This is a genomic window from Pseudomonas sp. 1 R 17, assembly GCF_900067035.1.
GTDB lineage: Bacteria > Pseudomonadota > Gammaproteobacteria > Pseudomonadales > Pseudomonadaceae > Aquipseudomonas > Aquipseudomonas marginalis.
Window position 1 is genome coordinate 23,571 of record NZ_FKLB01000029.1, and the last position, 23,196, is coordinate 46,766.

At 59.0% G+C, this 23,196-nt stretch carries 16 protein-coding genes; 7 read left to right on the forward strand and 9 right to left on the reverse strand.

Going from position 1 to position 23,196, the window contains the following annotated elements; genetic code table 11:
* Positions 1–48: 48 nt before the first annotated feature.
* The 7 genes from BFP99_RS08755 to BFP99_RS08785 form a co-directional block, all read right to left on the reverse strand.
* Positions 49–1,644 (reverse strand): ABC transporter substrate-binding protein, encoded by a 1,596-nt coding sequence (locus BFP99_RS08755; protein WP_027604857.1) that lies wholly within the window; start codon positions 1,642–1,644, stop codon positions 49–51.
* A gap of 80 nt (positions 1,645–1,724) precedes the next feature.
* Positions 1,725–3,122 carry an OprD family outer membrane porin gene (locus tag BFP99_RS08760; protein WP_065947107.1) on the reverse strand — a complete coding sequence of 466 codons (1,398 nt, stop codon included), beginning with the start codon at positions 3,120–3,122 and terminating at the stop codon, positions 1,725–1,727.
* Positions 3,123–3,293: 171 nt separating this feature from the next.
* Positions 3,294–4,838, reverse strand: coding sequence for an ABC transporter substrate-binding protein (locus tag BFP99_RS08765; RefSeq protein WP_370671244.1), 1,545 nt, complete (start codon positions 4,836–4,838; stop codon positions 3,294–3,296).
* Between the two features lie 364 nt (positions 4,839–5,202).
* Positions 5,203–6,831, reverse strand: a complete 1,629-nt coding sequence (locus BFP99_RS08770; RefSeq protein ID WP_027604854.1) for an ABC transporter substrate-binding protein — start codon at positions 6,829–6,831, stop codon at positions 5,203–5,205.
* 258 nt (positions 6,832–7,089) lie between these two features.
* Entirely contained in the window at positions 7,090–8,691 is a 1,602-nt protein-coding gene (locus BFP99_RS08775) for an ABC transporter substrate-binding protein (protein ID WP_065947108.1), read from the reverse strand.
* Between the two features lie 95 nt (positions 8,692–8,786).
* On the reverse strand, positions 8,787–12,092 hold the full coding sequence (locus BFP99_RS08780; protein WP_256098112.1) for a dermonecrotic toxin domain-containing protein: 3,306 nt from the start codon (positions 12,090–12,092) through the stop codon (positions 8,787–8,789).
* 190 nt (positions 12,093–12,282) lie between these two features.
* Positions 12,283–12,993 carry an SIMPL domain-containing protein gene (locus BFP99_RS08785; RefSeq protein WP_065924316.1) on the reverse strand — a complete coding sequence of 237 codons (711 nt, stop codon included), beginning with the start codon at positions 12,991–12,993 and terminating at the stop codon, positions 12,283–12,285.
* 248 nt (positions 12,994–13,241) lie between these two features.
* Here BFP99_RS08785 and BFP99_RS08790 point away from each other — a divergent pair, with 248 nt between their 5' ends.
* From BFP99_RS08790 to BFP99_RS08800, 3 genes are all read left to right on the forward strand, one after another.
* Positions 13,242–14,504 carry an ATP-binding protein gene (locus BFP99_RS08790; protein WP_027604851.1) on the forward strand — a complete coding sequence of 421 codons (1,263 nt, stop codon included), beginning with the start codon at positions 13,242–13,244 and terminating at the stop codon, positions 14,502–14,504.
* Positions 14,497–15,057 carry a response regulator transcription factor gene (locus BFP99_RS08795; protein ID WP_010565532.1) on the forward strand — a complete coding sequence of 187 codons (561 nt, stop codon included), beginning with the start codon at positions 14,497–14,499 and terminating at the stop codon, positions 15,055–15,057. The genes BFP99_RS08790 and BFP99_RS08795 overlap by 8 nt, the downstream gene beginning before the upstream one ends.
* A gap of 97 nt (positions 15,058–15,154) precedes the next feature.
* A complete protein-coding gene (locus BFP99_RS08800; protein ID WP_065947109.1) occupies positions 15,155–16,879 on the forward strand; it encodes an ABC transporter ATP-binding protein/permease in 1,725 nt (574 codons plus the stop codon).
* Between the two features lie 114 nt (positions 16,880–16,993).
* Here BFP99_RS08800 and BFP99_RS08805 read toward each other — a convergent pair whose 3' ends face one another.
* Complete coding sequence (locus BFP99_RS08805; RefSeq protein WP_003171734.1) at positions 16,994–17,431, reverse strand: YhcB family protein; 438 nt, start codon at positions 17,429–17,431, stop codon at positions 16,994–16,996.
* Positions 17,432–17,578: 147 nt separating this feature from the next.
* Here BFP99_RS08805 and BFP99_RS08810 point away from each other — a divergent pair, with 147 nt between their 5' ends.
* The 3 genes from BFP99_RS08810 to zapE all read left to right on the forward strand — a co-directional run bounded on the left by BFP99_RS08810 (position 17,579) and on the right by zapE (position 20,762).
* Complete coding sequence (locus tag BFP99_RS08810) at positions 17,579–18,208, forward strand: alpha/beta hydrolase (RefSeq protein ID WP_065924314.1); 630 nt, start codon at positions 17,579–17,581, stop codon at positions 18,206–18,208.
* Between the two features lie 24 nt (positions 18,209–18,232).
* Complete coding sequence (locus BFP99_RS08815) at positions 18,233–19,588, forward strand: tryptophan--tRNA ligase (protein ID WP_065924313.1); 1,356 nt, start codon at positions 18,233–18,235, stop codon at positions 19,586–19,588.
* A 79-nt stretch (positions 19,589–19,667) separates the two neighbouring features.
* A complete protein-coding gene (gene zapE / locus BFP99_RS08820; RefSeq protein ID WP_065947110.1) occupies positions 19,668–20,762 on the forward strand; it encodes a cell division protein ZapE in 1,095 nt (364 codons plus the stop codon).
* Positions 20,763–20,892: 130 nt separating this feature from the next.
* Here zapE and BFP99_RS08825 read toward each other — a convergent pair whose 3' ends face one another.
* Positions 20,893–21,813 (reverse strand): GlxA family transcriptional regulator, encoded by a 921-nt coding sequence (locus BFP99_RS08825; protein ID WP_169899207.1) that lies wholly within the window; start codon positions 21,811–21,813, stop codon positions 20,893–20,895.
* 220 nt (positions 21,814–22,033) lie between these two features.
* Between BFP99_RS08825 and BFP99_RS08830 the strand changes: the two genes are divergently transcribed.
* Positions 22,034–23,170 (forward strand): acyl-CoA dehydrogenase family protein, encoded by a 1,137-nt coding sequence (locus BFP99_RS08830; protein ID WP_065924312.1) that lies wholly within the window; start codon positions 22,034–22,036, stop codon positions 23,168–23,170.
* Positions 23,171–23,196: the final 26 nt, after the last annotated feature.

Here is a 23,196-nt window from a genome sequence, read left to right on the forward strand (position 1 = left end):
GGCAGGTTCGGCACCGTCCTGGTGGGCGGTGCCGAGCGTTTCTCTTATTTACTTCACCTGGGTGGTGGCGAAGTTATTGTTCGTCAGAGGGCTTTGGGTATAACCCTCGACGTTCTTGCGCATGGCGGTGAACATTTTCGGGTACGCCATGGGAATCCACGGTTGGTCCTTGTCGAAAACCTCCAGGGCTTGTTGATAGAGTGCGGCCCGCTGCTGGGGTTCAGCGTCGGCGCGGGCCTTATCGATCAAGTCCTGAAACTCTTTGTTACACCAGCGGGCGTAGTTTTCGCCGTTTTTCGCTGCATCGCAACTCAGGTTCGGCGTAAGGAAGTTATCCGGATCGCCGTTGTCACCGGCCCAGCCGGCGGAAACCATGTCGTGCTCGCCGGCTTTGGCGCGCTTGAGCATCTCGCCCCATTCCATGACCTTGATGTTCACTTTCAGGCCGATCTGCGCCAGATCCGCCTGCATGCGCTGGGCGCCGAGCATCGGGTTGGGGTTGGTCGGGCCACCGCCGTTACGGGTAAACAGGGTGAACTCGGTGCCTTCCGGTACACCGGCTTCCTTGAGCAGGGCACGGGCCTTGTCCAGGTCGCGTTCAGGGTTTTTCAGCTTATCGTTGAAGCCCAGCAGGGTCGGCGGATACGGCCCGGTGGCGTCCACGGCGTTGCCTTTGCCATACAGGGATTCGTTGTAGCCTTTCTTGTCGAACGCGATGTTGATCGCGTGACGCACCCGCGCGTCGCTCATGTACTTGTGGGTGGTGTTCAGGGCGGTGTATGCGGTGGTCATCGCCGCCAGTTCGGCGACCTTCAGGTTTGGGTCTTTCTTGATGCTGGGAAGGTCGTCGGGCTTGGGATACAGCGCGATCTGGCATTCGTTGGCCTTGAGCTTCTGCAGGCGCACGTTGTTGTCGACCGCAATGGCCAGGATCAACGGATCGGCCGGAGGCTTGCCACGGAAGTACTCCGGGTTGGCCTTGAAGCGCACCTGAGCGTCCTTCTGGTAGCGTGTGAAAATGAACGGGCCGGTGCCGATCGGCTTGCTGTTGAGCTCTTCGGTCTTGCCGGCGGCGAGTAGCTTGTCGGCGTACTCGGCGGAGTGGATGGCGGTGAACGGCATCGCGACATCGGCCAGGAACGGTGCCTCAGGGCGGGTCAGAGTGAAGACCACGGTATGGTCATCGGTCTTCTCCACGCTCTTGAGCAGTTCCTTGAAGCCCATGCTTTCAAAGTACGGGTAGCCCACGCTGGATTTGTTGTGCCACGGGTGTTTCGGGTCCAGTTGGCGCTGGAAGCTCCAGAGCACGTCGTCGGCATTCATGTTGCGCGTGGGTTTGAAGTAGTCGGTGGTGTGGAACTTGACGTCGTCGCGCAGATGAAAGGTATAGGTCAGGCCGTCGTCACTGATTTCCCAGGAAGTGGCGAGCGCTGGCACGATCTCGGTGGTGCCGGGCTTGAAGTCCACCAGGCGGTTGAACATGGTTTCCGCGGCGGCGTCGGCGGTGACGGCGGTGGTGTACAGGACCGGGTCAAAACCCTCCGGGCTGGCTTCGGTGCAGACCACCAGGGGTTTGGCCGATACGCCGATAGCCACGCTTAACAGCGCAGCGGCAACGGCAGCTTGTAGCGGGAGCATTTTCATTCAGAGCCCTCTGCAATCGATGGGACCAGACAAGCGTAGACGGCAGGCTCGTCCTGAGCCTGCCGTCTACCTGGTGCTAGTTAAAGAATGTTGAACGGGATGGTGGTGACCAGGCGGAACTCTTTGATGCTGCCGTCGGACTGGAACTCGCTGCCGCGGTGCTCAACGTAGGTTGCTCGCACAGTGGTGGCCTTGAGCGCGCCGCTCTGGATCGCATAAGAGGCGCCTACACCGTATTCCTGGTGTTTTTCGCCGTCTTGTTTCTGGATGCCGTCGTAGGCGAACTTGGCACGGCCATTGTTGCCGGTGTAGTGGGTACCGTCGATGTCCCAGCCGCGGGCCGAGTAGGCGTTGAACTTCAAGCCTGGCACACCGTATTCGGCCATGTTGATGGCGTAGGCGATCTGGAAGGACTTCTCGTTCGGGCCGTTGAAGTCCGAGGTCAGGGAGTTGGCCAGGTAGATGCCGTTGGTTTCGTGCAGGTAGTCGAAGTACTCGTTGCCGTTCACTTGCTGGTACGCGAAGGTCAGGCTGTGTGCCTGGTGAGCCAGGCCCAGGGACAGGGAGTAGGTATCGTTGTCGATTTCCCCCATCTCTTTTTTGCCTTCATCGACAGTTTTGTAGTAGTTGAAACCGGTGGTCAGTGCCAGTTGCTGGGCGTCGCCCAACTCGTGGGTTGCGCCGAAGTAGTACTGGTTCCAGAAGTCTTTTACGTTGGCGGCGAAGAAGCTGGTTTTCAGGCTTTTCAACGGCTGGTAGTTCACGCCCAGGGTCGATACCTTGTCGGTTTCCTGGGTGCCGTTGCCGTATTCGCTACGGAATTTCGACAGGCTTTGTTCGGTACGTGGCGAAACGCGATCGAAGATACCGCCCTGGAACGACAGGTTGCTGAACTCTTCGCTATTGAAGCTCACACCTTCGAAGCTCGATGGCAAAGCACGGTTGCCGATGGTGTCGACGATGCCGCTGCTGAAGTTCTGGCGACCTGCGGTCAAGGTTGTGTTGGACACGCGGAACTGCACGTTGGCCAGGCCTAGTTTGCTCCATTGATCGACTGCATCACCGTCGGAATCGGCCAGGGTGCGGTTGGAACCGCCTTTGATATCACGCTTGCTGCGGTCCAGGACCAGGGCGTTGTACACCGCCAATTCGGTCTTGACGCCTACAGTGCCCTGGGTGAAGCCCGAGCTGGCGTTGATGATGGTGCCCTGTACCCAGTTGGTGCGGTTACGGTCGGTACGGGTTACGCCGTGTTTCTCGTATTCGAAGGTGCCGCCACGGTATTTGCTTTCATGGGAGTACCAGTTACGGGTGGTGCCGCCCAGGCTGAAATCTTCGACAAAACCTTTGGCCTCGCTTTGGGCGCTGGTCCCGGCCAGGGTGGTTGGAACAAAATCCTGGCTTGCGGATTCAGCATAGGCGGTGGCCGTGATGCTGCTGATGGCCAAGGCCAGAAGCGCTGTGCTGCTCAGTTTCATGGGTTGAAGCTCCTTTGGTTCTCTTTTTAATGCCGGTCTTTTTTGGTGATCCGGCTATTGGGTGTGTAACTCGATCAAGCTGTTGCAAACGTTTGCTGTAGGAAAAATCCCAACAAAAGGCTGCGCGTTTGCGAGAGAGCCAACTTCGCTCCCTGCAATCCGGTTATTTTCTTATGGGGTAATGCTGACGCCCGAGAACACGTTGCGGCCGAACGGGCTTACTTTGAAGCCTTCGACTTTGGCGCTTAACGGCTGGTTGACCGTCGAGTGGGCGACGGGTGTGATCGGCACCTGCTGCTTGAGCAGTTGTTGCGCCTGTTTGTACAGAACAGTCCTTTGTTCGCGGTCGGTCACGACCTTGGCTTGCTTGATCAGCTTGTCGTACGCCGGGTCACACCACATGGAGTAGTTGTTCCCGCCGATGGCGTCGCAGCTGTAGAGGGTGCCCAGCCAGTTGTCCGGATCGCCGTTGTCGCCGGTCCAGCCGATCAGGCTGACATCGTGCTCACCGTTCTTGGTGCGCTTGATGTATTCGCCCCACTCGTAGCTGACGATCTTGACCTTGAGGCCGATCCTGGCCCAGTCGCTTTGCAGCATCTCGGCCATCAGCTTGGCGTTGGGGTTGTACGGCCGTTGCACCGGCATCGCCCACAGGGTGATCTCGGTACCTTCCTTCACGCCGGCGGCCTTGAGCAGTTCCTTGGCTTTTTCCGGGTTGTAGGCGGCGTCCTTGATGCTGTCGTCGTAGGACCATTGGGTCGGCGGCATGGCATTGACTGCCAACTGCCCCGCGCCCTGGTACACGGCGTTCAAGATGCTCTGCTTGTTCACCGCCATGTCCAGCGCCTGGCGCACTTCGAGCTGGTCGAACGGCTTGTGGCGCACGTTGTAGGCGATGTAGCCCAAGTTGAAGCCCGGCTTGGTCAGCAATTGCAGGTTCGGGTCGGCCTTGAGCGCGTCGACGTCGGCCGGGCGCGGGTGCAGGGTGACCTGGCATTCGCCGGCCTTGAGTTTTTGCACGCGTACCGAGGCGTCGGTGTTGATGGCAAAAATCAGTTGGTCCAGCTTGACCTTGCTCGGGTCCCAGTACTGTTTGTTGCCCACATAGCGGATCTGCGAGTCTTTCTGATAGCGCTGGAAGACAAAGGGACCAGTGCCGATCGGCTTCTGGTTGATATCGCTGGGCTTGCCTTCCTTGAGCAACTGCTCGGCGTATTCGGCCGACAGGATGGCGGCAAAGCTCATCGCGATGTTCTGCACGAACGCAGCGTCGACCGAGTTCAGCGTCATCACCACGGTATGCGGGTCGGTTTTCTCGACCTTGGCGATGTTCTTGTTCAGGCTCATCCCGTTGAAATACGGAAACTCGGTGGGGTAGGCCTTGCGAAACGGGTGGTCGGGGTCAAGCATGCGATTGAAGGTGAACAGCACGTCGTCGGCGTTGAAATCCCGCGTCGGCTTGAATTCCTTGTTGCTGTGGAATTTCACCCCTTCACGCAGGTGAAAGGTGTAGGTCAGGCCGTCTTCGGAAATATCCCACTTGGTCGCCAGTCCAGGTACGACGTTGGTCGCTCCCTTTTCAAACTCAACCAGGCGGTTGTACAGCGGCTCGGCCACATCGTTATCGGTGGCGGTGGTGTACTGCGCGGTGTCGAACCCTGCCGGGCTGCCTTCAGAGCAGAACACCAGGCTCTTCTTGTCGGCCGCCTGGCCCATCGTGGCTACAGCCAGCAGGCTGGTGCCAAAAATTGCGGATAGAACGGTGGTATGGCGCATGACGATCCCGATCCTTGTTTGTAGTTGTCATCAGCAAGCAATCACCCTGGCGTAGTGCCAGGGGGACATTACTGATCCCACACACAGCAAGTGCCTTTCCCAGGTTGGAGCCTCTGCTGTCCTACGACGGTATGGGTCGCGGACTGCGCAGTAAATGCGCCAAATTGGACTGACCTTGTAGGCAAAAGAGCTACTTGTCGCAGTTCGCAGCTGTAGGAAGCGGCGATTGCGAGCGTGGTCTATTTCCTACGGTCGAGGCGGATGCAATAACGGCGACGTTATGAAACGTCGCCGTCATTGGTCCTTACTTGCCGCTTACGCTCACGCCATAGAAGGAGTTCAGGCCAAACGGGCTGATCTTGAAGTCCTGTACGGTGTTGCGCATGGGTTGATACACCGTCGAGTGCGCGATAGGTGTCATCGGGACTGCATCTTTGAGGATATGTTGCGCCTGCTTATACAGCTCGGTGCGTTTGGCGACGTCCGACGTAGCCTTGGCTTCTTTCACGACGCCGTCGAATTTCTTGTCGCACCACTTGGAGAAGTTGTTACCGGCCAGGGAGTCGCAGCCGAACAGCACGTTCAGCCAGTTGTCCGGGTCACCATTGTCGCCGCTCCAGCCAATGATCATGGCCTGGTTCTCGCCGCCTTTGGAGCGCTTGATGTACTCGCCCCACTCGTAGCTGGTGATCTTGACCTTCAGGCCGATCTTGGACCAGTCGTTTTGCAGCATTTCGGCCATCAGCTTGGCGTTCGGGTTGTACGGACGCTGAACCGGCATCGCCCACAGAACGATCTCGGTACCTTCCTTGACACCCGCTTCCTTGAGCAGCGCCTTGGCTTTCTCGGGATCGTACTTGGCGTCCTTGATGGTGGTGTCGTAGGACCATTGGGTTGGCGGCATGGCGTTGACCGCCAGTTGGCCTGCACCCTGGTAGACGGAGTCGATGATCTGCTGCTTGTTCACCGACATGTCCAGCGCCTGGCGTACGCGCAGGTCAGCCAGTGGGTTGGGCTGGTCGCTGCCCTTGACCTTGTCCATGACGTTGTAGGCGACATAGCCCAGGTTGAAGCCGGCCTGGTGCGGCAGTTTCAGGTCCTTGTCTTCACCCAGCGCCTTGAGGTCGGCCGGACGTGGGAACAAGGTGATCTGGCACTCGTTTTTCTTCAGCTTCTGGATACGCACCGACGGATCGGTGGTGATGGCGAAGATCAGGTTATCGATCTTCACGTCCTCAGGTTTCCAGTAGTCCTTGTTACCGGTGTAGCGAATGTTCGAGTCTTTCTGGTAGCTCTTGAATACGAACGGGCCAGTGCCGATTGGCTTCTGGTTGATGTCCTGAGGCGTGCCATTCTTCAGCAACTGGGCGGCATATTCGGCCGACTGGATCGACGCGAAGCTCATCGCCAGGTTCTGGATGAACGCGGCGTCCACGGTGCCAAGGGTGAACTTGACGGTGTGGGCATCGACCTTCTCGATGTTCTTGATGTTGGTGTCCATCCCCATGTCCGTGAAGTACGGGAACTCGGTGGGGTAGGCCTTACGGAATGGATCGTCTTTGTTGATCATCCGGTTGAAGGTGAACAGGACGTCGTCAGCCGAGAATTCACGAGTCGGCTTGAAGTACGGGGTGGTATGGAACTTGACGCCTTCGCGCAGGTGGAAGGTGTAGGTCAGGCCATCCGGGGACACGTCCCAGCTGGTGGCCAGGCCAGGAACAACGGCGGTGCCGCCTCGTTCAAACTGGCTCAGGCGGTTGAACATGGTTTCGGCCGAGGCATCGAAGTCTGTTCCGGTGGTGTACTGGCCTGGGTCGAAACCGGCCGGGCTCCCTTCGGAGCAGAACACCAGGTTAGTCGCCGCTTGGGCGAATGGGGCCGCGGCCATAAGGCCAGCGCTCACTAATAACGGAAGGACTGCGTGTTTAAGCATGTTGGCCTCATGATTTGTTGTCATTTTTGGTGGTGAGGGCGACCTCGTGAGTCGGCCTGCGGATACTTATGCAGGCGCCATACCCATTGCAAGATGCTGAACCGTTGCAAGGCGGAAAGAGTGGTACGAACGTACAGGAATGTCGCAATTATGAAAGTTTTGACATATTTGAGCTTATTTATAGGTTTTTTTCGGTGCAGGAGGTGCACCAGGAAGGGTCAACCGAGGCGTCTGGCGCACTCGGTTGGGGCATTGCTGTTACTTATCTAGACTCACGCCGTAGAACGGTGTCAGCCCAAAGGGGCTGATCTTGAAGTCCTTCACTTCCTTGCGCAGGGGTTGGAAAACCGTCGAGTTTGCAATAGGTGTTATAGGTACTTGTTCTTTAAGGATTTTCTGTGCCTGCTGATACCACTTGATGCGTTGCTCGCGGTCGCTGCTGACCTTGGCCTGCTGCACCAGTTTGTCGTACGCCGGGTTACACCATTTGGCGTAGTTGCTGCCCTTGACCGCGGCACAACTGTAGAGCACGCCGAGCCAGTTATCCGGGTCGCCGTTGTCGCCGGTCCAGCCATAAATCATCGCATCGTGCTCGCCATTTTTGGCGCGCTTGATGTACTCGCCCCATTCATAGCTGACGATATTGGCCTTGATGCCGACTTTCTCCCAATCCTGCTGGATCATTTGGGCCGACATGCGCGCGTTCGGGTTGGAAGCGCGCTGGACGGTCATTGCCCACAGGTTGATGGTAGTGCCCGGTGCAACCCCTGCTTCTTTTAGTAGCGCGCGGGCCTTGGTCGGATCGTGCGGGGCATCCTTGATGGTCGGGTCATAAGACCACTGCGCGGGTGGCAGTGCATTCTGCGCCAATTGTCCGGCGCCCTGGTAAACCGCCTTGATGATCGCCGGCTTGTCGATGGCCATGTCCAGGGCCTGGCGCACCTTGAGTTGGTCCAGCGGTGGGTGGGTCACGTTATAAGCCAGGAAGCCCAGGTTAAAACCGGCTTGCTGCAGCACGCGCAGGTTGGGGTCCTGCTTCATCACCTCGATGTCCGACGGGCGCGGGTAGCCGCTGACCTGGCATTCGCCGGCCTTGAGTTTTTGCAGGCGCGACGCAGCGTCCGGGGTGATGGCGAACACCAGGTTGTCGAGTTTCACATCCTCGGGCTTCCAGTACTGTTTATTGGCCACGTAGCGAATCTGCGAGTCCTTCTGGTAGCGCTTGAACACAAACGGCCCGGTGCCCACCGGCTTCTGGTTGATGTCTTCGGCCTTGCCTTCTTTCATTAGCTGGGCGGCATACTCGGCCGATTGCACGGAGGCGAAACTCATGGCCAGGTTCTGCACGAACGAGGCATCGACGTTGTTCAGGTTGAAACGCACGGTGTGCCCGTCGAGTTTGTCGACGCTCTTGATCGTGGTGTTCAGGCCCATGTCGGTGAAGTACGGCGATTCGGAAGGGTAGGCCTTGCGGAACGGGCTCTCGGCATCCAGCAGGCGATTGAAGGTAAACAGCACGTCATCCGCATTGAAGTCGCGGGTCGGCGTGAAGAAATCGGTGGTGTGGAACTTGACCCCGTCGCGCAGGTGGAAGGTGTAGGTCAGACCATCCTTGGACACCTCCCAGCTTGTAGCCAGGCCCGGTTCGACTTCAGTGCCGCCACGCTTGAATTGGGTCAGGCGGTTGAACACGGTTTCGGCGGACGCGTCGAAGTCGGTGCCGCTGGTGTACTGGCTGGGGTCGAAGCCGGCGGGGCTGGCTTCGGAGCAGTAGACCAGGGTACTGGCCGCGTGGGCCGTCGGCATGAAGGCCAGCAGGCCGGCGGCGAGAAGCAGTGGTTTGAAGGCGATTCTTTCCATGGAGACCTCTGAAGTGGCAGTGAGGTAACGCTGCCCGAACGAAAACGGCGGTAACCGAGGTTACCGCCGTTCTGGTTTTTGAGGTAGCCGCAGGGCTAGTTCTGGTCGGTGATAATCGACGTCCTCAGGGTGAATGGCGCGCTTTTATCGATGGCGTATGGATTTGCCGCTTCTTCCAGGTCGTTGCTTTCTCGAATGTGGAACGTTCGCCCCGTGGCGGCGGCGGTATTGGGAATGGGGGCAGCATCTTTGTCCAGATCGAGCAATGTCATTTGGGCTCCGACGGTGACCTGCGCCTCTTTAGTTGTCGGGTCATAGGTGACGATGTAATGGGTGTCCTTGCCTTTGAAACCGACGTGTTCTTGGAGTTGATTCATTTTCAGCTCCACCGATGCTGGGGCGACACTGCCCTGATGAGCGACTTCGGATATGCGCGAGCGCATGTTCGCGTCGGGGATTGCCTCCTCGAACTGCTGCAAGCGCCTACGCAGTGTTTCGCCATCGGCAGTTCCCGTGGCATCCAGTTCAAAAGTGGTGTGCCCTTCGGGCTGCTTTATCCGAACGGTATAACGGTCACGGTTCAGGTCTTTTATAAAGTTTGGCGAATAGTCAGTTGAGCCATATTCGTTGGGTTGCGCCCTTTCGTCGGGGAAAACTTCGAAGTTGTTTTCCTCGACGGTCCAGGACACCGTGAGTTTTCTTTTGAGGACTCCCGCCTCTTCAAGGTTGTTCACCGATTGCTGGTAGGCAGTGTTGCTGTTGTATTTAAAGATCTCATCAAACTTATCGGCACCACTGGTCTTGGGGTCGCCCAGGATTTCGAAGCCGTCTGAAAGTTTTGGCTCTACTTTGAGGTCGTTGCTGGGGTTCGGCGAAGGCGCGCGCTGCCACGGCCACTTGGCTCCGCCATCGGTTTTCATGCGGACCCAGTCGCCCTCGCCGTTAGCGTGCACCGTCATTACCGGCTTACCCGTACCGGGGTCAATGATCTGTACATAGTCATTGCTCAGTTTGAAGTCGCCTTTTATCTCAAACACCTGGCGAATACCTGTCTCGTCGGTATAGCGAATAAACCATTGGTCCAGGCCGGTTGTTGCATCCTTGACCTGGTAAATGCCCTTCGCGTTGCGTACGGCCCTTTCAATGAGCTGCTCACCGTTCGGTACACCATATTGGGTAATGTTGCCCGCTTGGCTGGGCTGCAGGCGGTTACTGCCAGGCAGGGCTCGTGGGCGTTCAATCCACGGGGACTCCTCTGGGGTGGGCGTGAGCGGTTTTTCTCCAGGGGGAATGAAGGGGTCTTCAGCCGAGCCACTGGCGCCCACCGAGAACAGCGTATTCAGCAAGCCATCGAATGCCTTCGATGCACCGTCATTGCGTTCGGCCAGGGTATCGCCGGAGGCTTGTTTTTCCGCCCCAAGCGCCAATTCGGTCAACCCGGTAGCCACAGCGGCGACGGCCACCGGGGCGGCAATAGGCGCCAGCTTTGCCAGCAGGCCCGCCGCCACGGTGATGTCGTTAAGCCAAGTGTCCCGCGTCACCTCGCTGTTGGACTTGATCATTACGTCGGCATCACTGGTCATGCGCTCTTTACTGGCGGACGTCATCGCAGAGAAGACGTCACCCTTGAGGTGTGAGCCGTCACCATTGAACGTCGGGTCTGTCAGTTTTCCATTGGCGAGTTTTTCGAAAGTGCTGTCCAGACCTTCGGTTTTGCTGCCCACGTTGGTAAACCACAATACGGGCATAAACACTTTCGCCAGTTTTTCAATAGTGCCGGGCTCGTGGTCCTGGCGGGCGATCAGTGGGAAATGAGTCATCAAGGATTCGCGCTTTTTCGGGTCCTTGGTTTGGTCGATCACCCATTGATCCAGTTTTTCCAGGGAATCGAACCGCAGAAATGCGGGTTCCGAGCCAGGGATGTAGAGGACCTGGCGGCCACCGTCGGCAGCGCTGAAGCGCACAATATCGTTGGACAAGAAGCCTTTGATATTGAAGGCGTGGGCCTGGACCGCACCTTTTACAGGGGCCTCGGCCTTGAGCTGTTCGACGTTGATCGGTGCATTTTCGTCGAGCGGAAGATTGGACGCCGCGCCCATGACCAAGCGGTAGTCCTCCCGCGTGAACCGATACTCGGGCGCTTGCAGCGCTTGCTCGGCCGGCGGCCTGGCGGCGGCTGTCTTCAGTTGTTTTCGGGCCTGGTAGGCAAACTCGCCTTTGATCGCCGTCTGGTAGTCATTGCTGTGGGTGTTCCAGAAGTCGTCGATTTTTTGTGTCATGACCGATTGGAAGTCGGTTTTCCAACTCGTATGCATAAGCACCGAAGGGGCCAGCGGGAATTGGTTATGCGCACCGTACCCCCCGGTTTCACTTTTACCGGGGCCGTCTATATATAAACCGGCTTGCGAGTCCAGATTGCCGGGGACCCAGTCGTTTTCAGAGAAGTTTTTCAGCAGTGCATCCGGCAGGCGCAGAGAGGCGGTCGGCTCCTCGCCCTTATGCTCCCAGCCGGTAGCTGTTGAAGCGCTTTGCGAGCCATTGAAACGGTTCAAGTAAAGTGTATCGGCATCCACATGTTTGCCTGTCAGGTTGAAAATGACGGACTCCGCCCATTGTTTTGCTTGTGCACGTACGTTTGGCAGTGTCTCGGCAACCTCCACTGCCAGATGCTTGTAGGCCAATGCCTGAGGTGCATGGGTGTAGAACGTTTCGGCACTGAGCTTGAGTTGTTCAAGGGCTTGCGCCGAGCGCTGGTTGGCTGGGCGTACGGGATCATCCGGCGGGATGGGGTCGAAGGCTTTGTTGTGTTCCAGTCGCCTGATTTGTGTCCGCGCCTCGGCCAGTGATGTGGGAAGGCGCTCACCCTGGAAGTTGGCTACCAGCCCTGCGCGTACTTGAATGTAGTCTTCGCCAAAGCGTACCTGCAACTTCTCAACAGTTCCCGGCGCAATGATTTTGGCCGCCTCAAGAAGCGGGCGGCTGACTTGGCCCCAACCGGAGTTGTCCGTGAGGGAGAACGTTTTCATGTTTCCGTCCGCCATGGCAGTCAGAGTGCCTGTGCGGGGGTTGACGGTTAAAAGCGTGTTCTGGTCGATCTTCTGGTCGCGCATCCAACCTTGAACCACAGGGTGCTGCAACTGCACCCGATAGACTTCGAGCCACTGGCCCAAATTGCTCTCGGGGGGGACTTTTATAAGCCCGGGATTGTTGCCCAGTACTTTGCTTTGCACCGCTGCCAGGTATTCGTTAAGCAGCGCTGTTTCGTGAGGGGAGGTGGACGGGCCAGGCGTATCTTGTGACGCCCGCGTGACGGCTGATTCGCTGTTGTTTATCGGCCCGCTTGAAACAGGGTCGATGTATTGCCGAATAGGGGAGGTGGTTTTGCTTGAAGGTGCGTACATGGTTTCAGTTCTCGTGAAGTGAATAAGTACTGCCACAGCACTCCCTGTTAGCGTGGGCACTCTTTGCGTAACGAAAACCGGGTGCTTGATTCCGCCGAATATGCCGCTGGATATGACGAGGTCGTGTGGAACAAGCGCAAAAAAAGGCGCAAGCCGTGAGGGCTGCGCCTTTGTTTTGTCGAAACCGGGGTTATTGCAACACTTCGATCACCCCATCGGCACTCATGCTCACCTGGCTGGTACCGGCTTCTACTTCTGGTGCCGGCGCCGAATCCATCATGGCGGCTTTCATCATCATCCCTCCACGTGCATAGGGCTGTGGATAACCATTGGTGTTGAAGTTCAGGTTGACGATCTTGTAGCCCTTGCCGCCCAGCGCATCGGTGGCCAGTTGCGCGCGTGCTTTAAACGCGGCGACCGCGTCCTTGAGCAGGGCGTCTTCGCTGGCCTTGCGCGTGGTGTCGGCGATGGCGAAGTCCATGTTTTCCATTTTCAGGGTATTGAGCAACTCGCCGGTGAGTTTGGACAGCGCCGGGAAGTCCGCGCTTTCCAGGCGCAGTTCGGCGCGCTCGCGCCAGCCGGTGATCTTCTGGTTCTTGTTGTCGTAGATCGGGTAGCTGTTACGGCTGCCCTGGCGCAAGATCACGCCTTGGACTTCGCGCGCCTGGCCCAGGGCCGTGTTCATGGTGGTGGTGATTTCGGCGGCGAGCTTGGCCGGGTCGGTGTTCTGGGACTCGGTGTAGAGGGTGACGATCATCTTGTCGCGGGCCACTTCCTGGCTGACCTCGGCGCGCAGGGAAATCTGGTTGTAATTCAGTGCATCGGCGGCCAGTGCCGGAAGGCTGGCCAGGGCGCTGGCGCTGAGGGTGAGAACAACTGCACTGCGAGTGAAACGAGACATGGAAGCTCCTTAGGGTGTTCGTATCGGTATGACTGTAGACGGTGGTGTCGGGTTCTTCGGGTTTACGAATTAGAAAAAAAGCTTCAAGCGGCAAGCTGCAAGTTAGCGGCGAAGAGGTTTCTGGCAGCTTTTGACTTGGGGCTTGCTGCTGCGGCGCCCATGCGTCAAAGAGCCACACACCCAATGCCCGAGGCGCCGCTTCGTTTATACTCCTGCCGATCCGCCTGCAGCGCTCATCGGGAGAGCTCATGCTCGCCGCCGTAAAACTGACTTCCGCCACCCGCCAGAACCTCTGGCGCCTGACGTTCATTCGTACCCTGGTACTGGCCGCGCAGGCTGGTTCGGTCGGGCTCGCCTATTGGTTCGACCTGCTGCCGCTGCCGTGGCTGCAATTGGGCGTGACCTTGGGTTTCTCCATCGTGCTGTGTGTGTTTACCGCCATTCGGTTGCGCACCACCTGGCCGGTGACGGAGCTGGAATACGCCCTGCAATTGGCCTGCGACCTGTTTATCCACAGTGTGTTGCTGTATTTCTCCGGCGGTTCCACCAACCCGTTCGTGTCTTATTACCTGGTGCCACTGACCATCGCTGCGGTGACCTTGCCGTGGCGCTACTCGGTGGTGCTGTCGGGTATCGCCCTGACCCTGTACACCCTGCTGCTGGCGCGGTTCTATCCGTTGCAAACGTTCCCCATCGCCCGCGAAAACCTGCAGATCTACGGGATGTGGCTGAGCTTTGCCCTGTCTGCCGCCGTGATCACTTTTTTTGCTGCGCGCATGGCCGAAGAGCTGCGCCGCCAGGAAGAACTGCGCGCCATTCGCCGCGAAGAAGGCCTGCGTGACCAGCAACTGCTCGCCGTCGCCACCCAGGCTGCTGGCGCGGCTCACGAATTGGGCACGCCGCTGGCGACCATGAGCGTGCTGCTCAACGAAATGACCCAGGACCATCACGACCCGGCGCTGCAAGAGGATCTCGGCGTGCTGCGCGAACAGGTCAAGCAATGCAAGCAAACCTTGCAGCAACTGGTACGCGCGGCTGAAGCCAATCGCCGCCTGGCGGTCGAGATGCAGGACGTGACCCAGTGGCTCGACGAAGCCCTGAACCGCTGGCACCTGATGCGCCCCGAAGCCAGCTACCGTTTCCATCTGCTGGGGCAGGGGACCGTGCCGCGCCTGGCGCCACCGCCGGACCTGACTCAAGCTTTGCTCAACCTGCTGAACAACGCCGCCGACGCCTGCCCCGAAGGCCTGGAAGTCCGGCTGGATTGGGATGTGGATGACCTGACGATCAGCATTCGCGACCATGGTGCAGGCGTGCCGCTGGCCATCGCCGAGCAGATCGGCAAACCTTTCTTTACCACCAAGGGCAAAGGCTTCGGCCTGGGCCTGTTTTTGAGCAAGGCCAGCGTGACCCGCGCGGGCGGCTCAGTGAAGCTCTATAGTCATGAGGAAGGCGGTACGCTCACCGAGCTGCGCCTGCCCCGTGTCGCACGAGGAGATATCGATGAGTGACGAGATCCAAGTCGAAGGCGAAGAACTGCCGCACCTGTTGCTGGTAGATGATGACGCCACGTTTACCCGCGTGATGGCGCGCGCCATGAGCCGTCGCGGTTTTCGCGTGAGCACTGCCGGCTCCGCCGAAGAAGGCCTGGCCATCGCCCAGGCCGACTTGCCGGACTACGCCGCGCTCGATCTGAAAATGGATGGCGACTCCGGCCTGGTGCTGTTGCCCAAGCTGCTGGAACTCGACCCGGAAATGCGTGTGGTGATCCTCACCGGTTACTCCAGCATCGCCACGGCCGTCGAGGCCATCAAGCGCGGCGCCTGCAACTACTTGTGCAAGCCGGCGGATGCCGATGATGTGCTGGCCGCATTGCTGTCCGAGCACGCCGACCTCGACACCCTGGTGCCGGAAAACCCGATGTCGGTGGACCGCCTGCAGTGGGAACACATCCAGCGCGTCCTCACCGAACACGAAGGCAATATCTCCGCCACTGCCCGCGCCCTGGGCATGCACCGGCGCACCCTGCAACGCAAACTGCAGAAGCGTCCGGTACGCCGCTGAACCTAAGCTGAACAGCCTGCTTCAGGCCGCACGGAACCCTGAACCGATCACCTATGATCGGTTCAAACGCCTGCCTTCCTCCCTACGAGCCTGAACGATGAATCAGAACGCTGAGTACTCTGCGGTCAATGACGCTGTGCGTGGGCAATTTTTTCGCCGAACCTGGGCGATGATCACGCCTTATTGGCAAAGTGAAGAGAAGGGCAAGGCCTGGTTGTTGCTCGCCGTGGTGATTGGCCTGTCGCTGTTCAGCGTGGCCATTTCCGTGTGGCTCAACCACTGGTACAAGGACTTCTACAACGCCCTGGAAAACAAGGACACCGCCGCCTTCTGGCAACAGATCGTTTACTTCTGCGGTATCGCCACGGTGGCGATTCTCGGCGCGGTCTACCGTCTCTACCTCACTCAGATGCTGACCATTCGCTGGCGTGCATGGCTCACCGAAAAGTATTTTGCTCGCTGGCTTGGCAACAAGAACTACTACCAGCTGGAGCAGGGCGGCTACACCGATAACCCGGACCAGCGGATTTCCGAAGACCTCAACAGCTTTACCCTGAACACCCTGAGTCTTGGCCTTGGGCTGCTGCGCAATGTGGTCAGCCTGGTGTCGTTCTCCATCATCCTGTGGGGCGTGTCGGGCAGTATTGAAGTGTTCGGTATCACCATCCCCGGCTACATGTTCTGGTGTGCATTGGTCTATGCCGGTGTCGGCAGTTGGCTGACCCATCTGATCGGTCGTCGTTTGATCGGCTTGAGCAACCAGCAGCAACGCTTCGAAGCGGACTTGCGTTTCTCCATGGTGCGGGTGCGGGAGAATGCCGAGAGCATCGCCCTGTACAACGGCGAACCTAATGAGCATCAGCGGTTGAGCGCGCGGTTCGGGAAGGTCTGGCATAACTACTGGGACATCATGAAGGTGTCCAAGCGCCTGACGTTCTTCACTGCCGGCTATGAACAGATTGCGATCGTCTTTGCGTTTATCGTGGCTGCCCCGCGCTACTTTTCCGGCAAGATCGAACTGGGCGAACTGATGCAAATCAACTCGGCGTTCGGCAACGTGCAGGGCAACTTCAGCTGGTTTATCAGCGCGTACGCCGACCTGGCCGGCTGGCGCGCGACCAGCGATCGTCTACTGAGTTTTCAGCAGGCCATGCGTGAAAACGAGCAACGCCCAGCGGCCATCGACGTCAGCGCAGAGGGCGAGCGTCTTGTGGTGCAAGGGCTGGGCTTGAACCTGGTGGATGGTCGCCACCTGCTGACCGACGCCAACATGATCGTTGAGCCGGGCCAGCGCGTCATGCTCAGCGGCCGTTCCGGCAGCGGCAAAAGTACCTTGCTGCGCGCCATGGGACATCTCTGGCCGGCTGGTCACGGCAGCATTCGCCTGCCGGCCAGGCGTTACCTGTTCCTGCCGCAGAAACCCTATCTGCCGATCGGCACACTCAAGGCGGTGTTGAGTTATCCACAGGACGACAGCGTCTATTCGGCAGAACGTTATGCACAGGTCCTGGAAACCTGTCGCCTGCCGCACCTGGTGGGTCGCCTGGATGAAGCCAACCATTGGCAACGCATGCTCTCGCCCGGCGAGCAACAGCGCCTGGCCTTTGCCCGAGCCTTGTTGTTCGCGCCGCAATGGCTCTATATGGACGAAGCGACATCGGCCATGGATGAAGAGGATGAGGCGACGTTGTATCAGGCGTTGATTGATGAGCTGCCGGGGTTGAGCATTGTCAGCGTCGGCCATCGCAGCAGCCTCAAGCGCTTCCATGGGCGGCATGTGCGGATCGAGGGTGGGTGGCTTCAAGAGCAACCTGTGGCCTGAGGCCGGACATTGGTCAATGTGGGAGAGGGCAAGCCCCCCTCCCGCAAGAGCGAGGCCAACAAAAAGCCCGGTTGATCAGCGATCAACCGGGCTTTTCTATTGCTTGAAAATAACTTACTTCTTCAAGCCGTAATGCTCATCCAGCATGCCTGGGGCGTTTGGCGTTTTTGGCGCGTAGTCCCGTGGCGGCTCCTGGTTTTCCCGGGGGGGAGTCAGGCGTTCCCGTGGAGTTTGCGGTGCATCGGAATGCAGCGCGGCCAGCAGGCGCTGGCGGGTGATGTCGTCGAGGGCCAGGCGGTTTGCGCCATCGGCGAGGTGATCCTGTACTTCCTGGTAGCTCTGGGTGAGTTTCTTGACCAGGGTCGCGGTGCTGTTGAAGTGGGTAACAACCTCGTTCTGATAACTGTCAAAACGTTCCTGAATGTCATCCAACTGACGCTGCGTGCGGTTAGGCGCGGCATTCGGCAGCAGGCGGGCAACCAGGAATCCAATGGCGACACCGGCAACCAAGGCGAGAGTCGGCAACAACCAAACTAAGAGCGAGTGTTCCACGAGTCCTTCCTCTATAAACGGCTTTGCTTTACGTTAACGGCTCAAACCTGCGCTGTATACCGCGATTAAGCTCGCAATGATGCCATGCACAGACTTTTAGCTAGACGAGTCGACCCTTTGAGAGGTCACGGAGTTCATTCCTTGCTCATGCGTGAAACCCCCGTTTTGATCGATGGCCCGGTAGGCCAATTGGAAGCCCTGTACCTGGATCACCCCGAGCCACGTGGCCTGGCGCTGATCTGCCACCCTAATCCGGTGCAGGGCGGGACCATGCTCAATAAAGTCGTTTCGACCCTGCAACGCACGGCTCGCGATGCCGGGTTGATTACTTTGCGTTTCAATTACCGTGGCGTCGGCGCGAGTGCCGGCACCCACGACATGAGCACCGGTGAAGTGGACGATGCCGAAGCGGCTGCCACCTGGCTGCGTGAAAAGCACCCCGACCTGCCGATCACCCTGCTCGGTTTTTCCTTTGGCGGCTACGTGGCGGCCAGCCTCGGCGGCCGCCTGGAAGCCAAAGGCGAAAAGCTCGCGCACCTGTTCATGGTCGCCGCGGCGGTGATGCGCCTGCGCGATACCGATGTGCTGCCCCACAGCTGCCCGTTGACCCTGATCCAGCCGGAAACCGACGAAGTGGTCGACCCGCAAACCGTCTACGACTGGTCCGCCGCCTTGAAACGCCCCCATGAGCTGCTGAAAGTGGCAGAATGCGGGCACTTTTTTCATGGCAAGCTCACCGATCTCAAGGATCTGGTGCTGCCGCGCCTCTCGAATTGATAGCAGTCTGATAAGCGATTACCCATGACGACTCGTACCCGTATCCTCACCGGCATCACCACCACCGGCACGCCGCACCTGGGCAACTACGCTGGTGCGATCCGCCCGGCGATCCTGGCCAGCCAGGATGCCAATGCCGACTCCTTCTACTTCCTGGCCGACTACCACGCCCTGATCAAATGCGATGACCCGCAGCGCATCCAGCGCTCGCGTATGGAAATCGCCGCGACCTGGCTGGCCGGTGGCCTGGATGTGAACCGGGTGACCTTCTATCGTCAGTCCGACATCCCGGAAATCCCCGAGCTGACCTGGCTGCTGACCTGCGTCGCCGCCAAGGGGCTGCTCAACCGCGCCCATGCCTACAAGGCCTCGGTGGACAAGAACGTGGAGACCGGCGAAGACCCGGATGCGGGCATCACCATGGGCCTGTACAGCTACCCGGTGCTGATGGCGGCGGACATCCTGATGTTCAACGCGCACAAAGTGCCGGTGGGCCGCGACCAGATCCAGCACGTGGAAATGGCCCGCGACATCGGCCAGCGCTTCAATCACCTGTTCGGCAACGGTAAAGAATTCTTCACCATGCCCGAGGCGTTGATCGAGGAAAGCGTTGCCACCTTGCCGGGCCTGGATGGCCGCAAGATGTCCAAGAGCTACGACAACACCATCCCGTTGTTCACCAGCGCCAAGGACATGAAAGACGCCATCTCGCGCATCGTCACCGACTCGCGCGCCCCTGGCGAAGCCAAGGACCCGGATAACTCACACCTGTTCACCCTGTACCAGGCGTTTGCGAGCAAGGCCCAGGAAGAAGAATTCCGCGCCGAACTGCTGCAAGGCCTGGGCTGGGGCGAGGCGAAGAACCGTCTGTTCCAGCTGCTTGATGGTCAGCTCGGCGAAGCGCGCGAGCGTTACCACCAGTTGATGTCGCGCCCTTCGGACATGGAAGACCTGTTGCAGGTCGGCGCCAGGAAAGCCCGTGCCGTCGCCGCGCCATTCCTGGCCGAGTTGCGTGAAGCGGTGGGCCTGCGTTCGTTCGTCGAACAGGCAGCAGCGCCGGTCGCGGTCAAGAAGAAGGCCGCGAAGGCCGCGCGTTTCGTGAGCTTCCGTGAAGACGACGGCAGCTTCCGCTTCCGTTTGTTGGCCGCCGATGGCGAGCAATTGCTGCTGTCGCGCAATTTTGCCGATGGTAAAGCGGCCGGCGCAGTCACCAAGCAACTGCAAAGTGGTGCTGCGCTGGACGTACGCAGCGAGGCCCTGAGCTTCAGCGTATGGCTGGACGGTGCCGCAGTGGCCGACAGCGCCGAGTTCGCCGATGCCGCATCCCGTGATGCCGCCATTGCAGCCCTGCGCATTGCGTTGACCCCAATCGAGGATTAACCCGACCAAGGGTTGATTGCCATTATCCAGGGCCGTCGTTACAGTGACGGCCCGTTTTTGTTGCCTTGCTAACGAAATTATGACGCCCCTAGAACGATACCAAGCTGATCTGAAACGCCCTGAATTCTTCCATGACGCGGCCCAGGAAACGGCGGTGCGTCATTTGCAGCGCCTGTACGACGACCTGGTTGCGGCCTCGCAAAGCAAGCCGGGGATGCTCAGCAAGCTGTTCGGCAAGAAAGACCACACGCCGGTCAAGGGCCTGTATTTCTGGGGCGGCGTGGGCCGGGGCAAGACCTACCTGGTCGATACGTTCTTTGAAGCGCTGCCGTTCAAGGAAAAGGTACGGACACACTTCCACCGCTTCATGAAGCGCGTGCACGAAGAGATGAAGACCTTGCCGGGCGAGAAAAACCCGCTGACCATCATCGCCAAGCGTTTCTCCGATGAAGCGCGGGTCATTTGCTTCGATGAGTTCTTCGTCTCCGATATCACCGATGCCATGATCCTCGGTACCCTGATGGAAGAGCTGTTCAAGAACGGCGTGACCCTGGTCGCGACCTCGAACATCGTGCCCGAGGGCCTGTACAAGGACGGCCTGCAGCGCGCGCGCTTCCTGCCGGCCATTGCGCTGATCAAGCAGAACACCGAGATCGTCAACGTCGACAGCGGCGTCGACTACCGTCTGCGTCACCTCGAACAGGCGGAGTTGTTCCATTTTCCGCTGAACGAAGCGGCGCACGAAAGCCTGCGCAAAAGCTTCCGCGCCCTCACGCCGGAATGCACCCAGGCGGTGGAAAACGACAAGCTGATGATCGAGAACCGCGAAATCATCGCCCTGCGTACCTGCGATGACGTGGCCTGGTTCGAATTCCGCCAACTGTGCGACGGCCCACGCAGTCAGAACGACTACATCGAACTGGGCAAGATCTTCCACGCAGTGATCCTCAGCGGCGTGGAGCAGATGAGCGTCACCACCGACGACATCGCACGACGGTTTATCAACATGGTCGACGAGTTCTACGACCGTAACGTCAAGTTGATCATCTCGGCCGAAGTCGAGCTCAAGGATCTTTATACCGGTGGCCGCTTGAATTTCGAGTTCCAACGCACCCTGAGCCGCTTGCTGGAAATGCAGTCCCACGAGTTCCTGTCGCGCGGTCACAAACCTTAAGATCAATGCAGATCAAATGTGGGAGGGGGCTTGCTCCCGATCGCGGAGTGTCAGTCACTGTAGAAGTTGACAGATCCATCGCAATCGGGAGCAAGCCCCCTCCCACATTTACCCTGTGTATACCCCTATTTTATGCGGCTTGCTGAAACTGTTGCCGATATTGGTTCGGTGACAGCTCCGTGTGCTGCCTGAACAACCGCGCAAAGAAACTCGCATCGTCGTAACCCACCTCATAACTGATGGTCTTGATGCTCTTGCGGCTGCCCGAGAGCAGGCCCTTGGCCGTCTCGATACGCAGCCGTTGCAGGTAATGCAGCGGCTTGTCGCCGGTGGCGGTCTGGAAGCGGCGCATGAAGTTGCGGATGCTCATGCCGTGTTCCCGGGCGACGTCTTCGAAGCGGAATTTGTCGGCGAAGTGCTCTTCGAGCCAATGCTGGATCTGCAGGATGATCACGTCCTGGTGCAGCTTCTGGCCGCCAAAACCGATACGTCCCGGCGAGTAGCTGCGCTGCACTTCGTAGAGGATGTCGCGGGCCACGGCCTGGGCGATGTTGGCGCCGCAGAAGCGTTCGATCAGGTAGATATACAGGTCGCACGCCGAGGTGGTGCCGCCGGCGCAATACAGGTTGTCGGCGTCGGTGAGGTGCTTGTCCTGGTTGAGCTGGACCTTGGGGAAGCGTTCGCCGAACGCGTTGAAGAAACGCCAGTAGGTGGTCGCCTCCTTGCCATCGAGCAGGCCGGCTTCGGCCAGCCAGAACACCCCGGTGGCTTCGCCGCAGAGTACCGCGCCCCGTGCATGCTGTTCGCGCAGCCACGGCAGCACTTGCGGGTAGCGCGCGCACAGGGCATCGAAGTCATCCCAGAAGGCTGGTAGCACGATAATGTCGGCGTCTTCCAGGCCGCCGTCCACCGGCATGATCACGTCACTGAAGCTGCGCACCGATTTTCCGTCGGGGCTCACCAGGCGTGTTTCGAACGCTGGGGTCAGGCCCAGGCCTTGCTGTTTGCCATAACGCAGGCTGGCGAGATGGAAGAAGTCCTTGGCCTGCATCAGGGTCGAAGCGAATACCCGATCAATGGCCAAAATGCTGACGCGCCGCAATGGCGTGGAGATTTGGTTAGACATAATTTCATTTATTCTTATAGGGGAAAGTGGTCACCAGACGGCTGGATCGTCTTATTTTTTGTCGCATGTGTCCAGTGTCCTGTGACGCCATCGGGGCATAGGCTCTGTGGGCTCGTCCTTGTCCGACAATCCACGCAGGTGACCCATGATTCCGAGAACCTTGTTCAGCCCGGAGCACGAACTCTTCCGTCAGAGCGTGCGCACCTTTCTTGAAAAAGACGCTGCACCGTTTCACGGGCAATGGGAGAAGCAGGGCTACATCGACCGTAACCTGTGGAGCAAGGCGGGGGAGGCGGGGATGTTGTGTTCCCATCTGCCGGAGGAATACGGCGGGCTGGGCGCGGACTTTCTCTACAGCGCAGTAGTGATCGAAGAGATCAGTCGCCTGGGCCTGACCGGCATCGGCTTTTCCCTGCATTCGGACATTGTCGCGCCCTACATCCTGCATTACGGCAGTGAAGCGCTGAAGCACAAGTACCTGCCCAAGTTGATCTCTGGTGAGATGGTCACGGCCATCGCCATGACCGAGCCGGGTGCCGGGTCCGACTTGCAAGGGGTCAAGACCACCGCGGTGCTGGACGGTGATGAGTATGTGATCAATGGCTCCAAGACCTTTATCACCAACGGGTACTTGGCTGAGCTGGTGATCGTGGTCGCCAAGACCGATCCCAAGGCCGGTGCCAAGGGCACCAGCCTGTTTCTGGTGGAGTCCGATACGCCCGGCTTCGCCAAGGGCAAGCGCCTGGAGAAGGTCGGCATGAAGGCCCAGGACACCTCGGAGCTGTTCTTCCAGGACGTGCGGGTGCCCAAGGAAAACCTGCTGGGCCAGGCCGGCATGGGCTTCGCCTACTTGATGCAGGAATTGCCCCAGGAGCGTCTGACTGTCGCGATTGGCGCGCTGTCGTCTGCCGAGGCGGCGTTGCAGTGGACCCTGGAATACACCCGTGAGCGCAAGGCGTTCGGCAAGGCGATTGCCGACTTCCAGAACACCCGTTTCAAGCTGGCGGAGATGGCCACGGAGATTCAGATCGGCCGCGTATTCGTCGACAAATGCATGGCGCTGCACCTGGAAGGCAAGCTGGATGTGCCCACTGCCGCGATGGCCAAGTACTGGGCCACGGACCTGCAATGCAAGGTGCTGGATGAGTGCGTGCAGTTGCACGGCGGCTACGGCTTCATGTGGGAATACCCGATTGCGCGGGCGTGGGCGGATGCGCGGGTGCAGCGGATTTATGCGGGGACCAACGAGATCATGAAGGAGATCATTGCGCGGGCGCTTTGATTTTTGCTGGTCTTGAATGCGTCATC

Excerpts from the sequence above, each read along its gene's own strand:
- BFP99_RS08790 (WP_027604851.1), top strand. The coding sequence starts at position 13,242 with ATGCTCGCCGCCGTAAAACTGACTTCCGCCACCCGCCAGAACCTCTGG.
- BFP99_RS08815 (WP_065924313.1), top strand. The coding sequence starts at position 18,233 with ATGACGACTCGTACCCGTATCCTCACCGGCATCACCACCACCGGCACG.
- BFP99_RS08830 (WP_065924312.1), top strand. The coding sequence starts at position 22,034 with ATGATTCCGAGAACCTTGTTCAGCCCGGAGCACGAACTCTTCCGTCAG.
- zapE (WP_065947110.1), top strand. The coding sequence starts at position 19,668 with ATGACGCCCCTAGAACGATACCAAGCTGATCTGAAACGCCCTGAATTC.
- BFP99_RS08825 (WP_169899207.1), bottom strand. The coding sequence starts at position 21,813 with ATGCAGGCCAAGGACTTCTTCCATCTCGCCAGCCTGCGTTATGGCAAA.
- BFP99_RS08800 (WP_065947109.1), top strand. The coding sequence starts at position 15,155 with ATGAATCAGAACGCTGAGTACTCTGCGGTCAATGACGCTGTGCGTGGG.
- BFP99_RS08760 (WP_065947107.1), bottom strand. The coding sequence starts at position 3,122 with ATGAAACTGAGCAGCACAGCGCTTCTGGCCTTGGCCATCAGCAGCATC.
- BFP99_RS08810 (WP_065924314.1), top strand. The coding sequence starts at position 17,579 with ATGCGTGAAACCCCCGTTTTGATCGATGGCCCGGTAGGCCAATTGGAA.
- BFP99_RS08755 (WP_027604857.1), bottom strand. The coding sequence starts at position 1,644 with ATGAAAATGCTCCCGCTACAAGCTGCCGTTGCCGCTGCGCTGTTAAGC.
- BFP99_RS08795 (WP_010565532.1), top strand. The coding sequence starts at position 14,497 with ATGAGTGACGAGATCCAAGTCGAAGGCGAAGAACTGCCGCACCTGTTG.
- BFP99_RS08770 (WP_027604854.1), bottom strand. The coding sequence starts at position 6,831 with ATGCTTAAACACGCAGTCCTTCCGTTATTAGTGAGCGCTGGCCTTATG.
- BFP99_RS08775 (WP_065947108.1), bottom strand. The coding sequence starts at position 8,691 with ATGGAAAGAATCGCCTTCAAACCACTGCTTCTCGCCGCCGGCCTGCTG.
- BFP99_RS08765 (WP_370671244.1), bottom strand. The coding sequence starts at position 4,838 with ATGGGCCAGGCGGCCGACAAGAAGAGCCTGGTGTTCTGCTCTGAAGGC.
- BFP99_RS08785 (WP_065924316.1), bottom strand. The coding sequence starts at position 12,993 with ATGTCTCGTTTCACTCGCAGTGCAGTTGTTCTCACCCTCAGCGCCAGC.
- BFP99_RS08780 (WP_256098112.1), bottom strand. The coding sequence starts at position 12,092 with ATGTACGCACCTTCAAGCAAAACCACCTCCCCTATTCGGCAATACATC.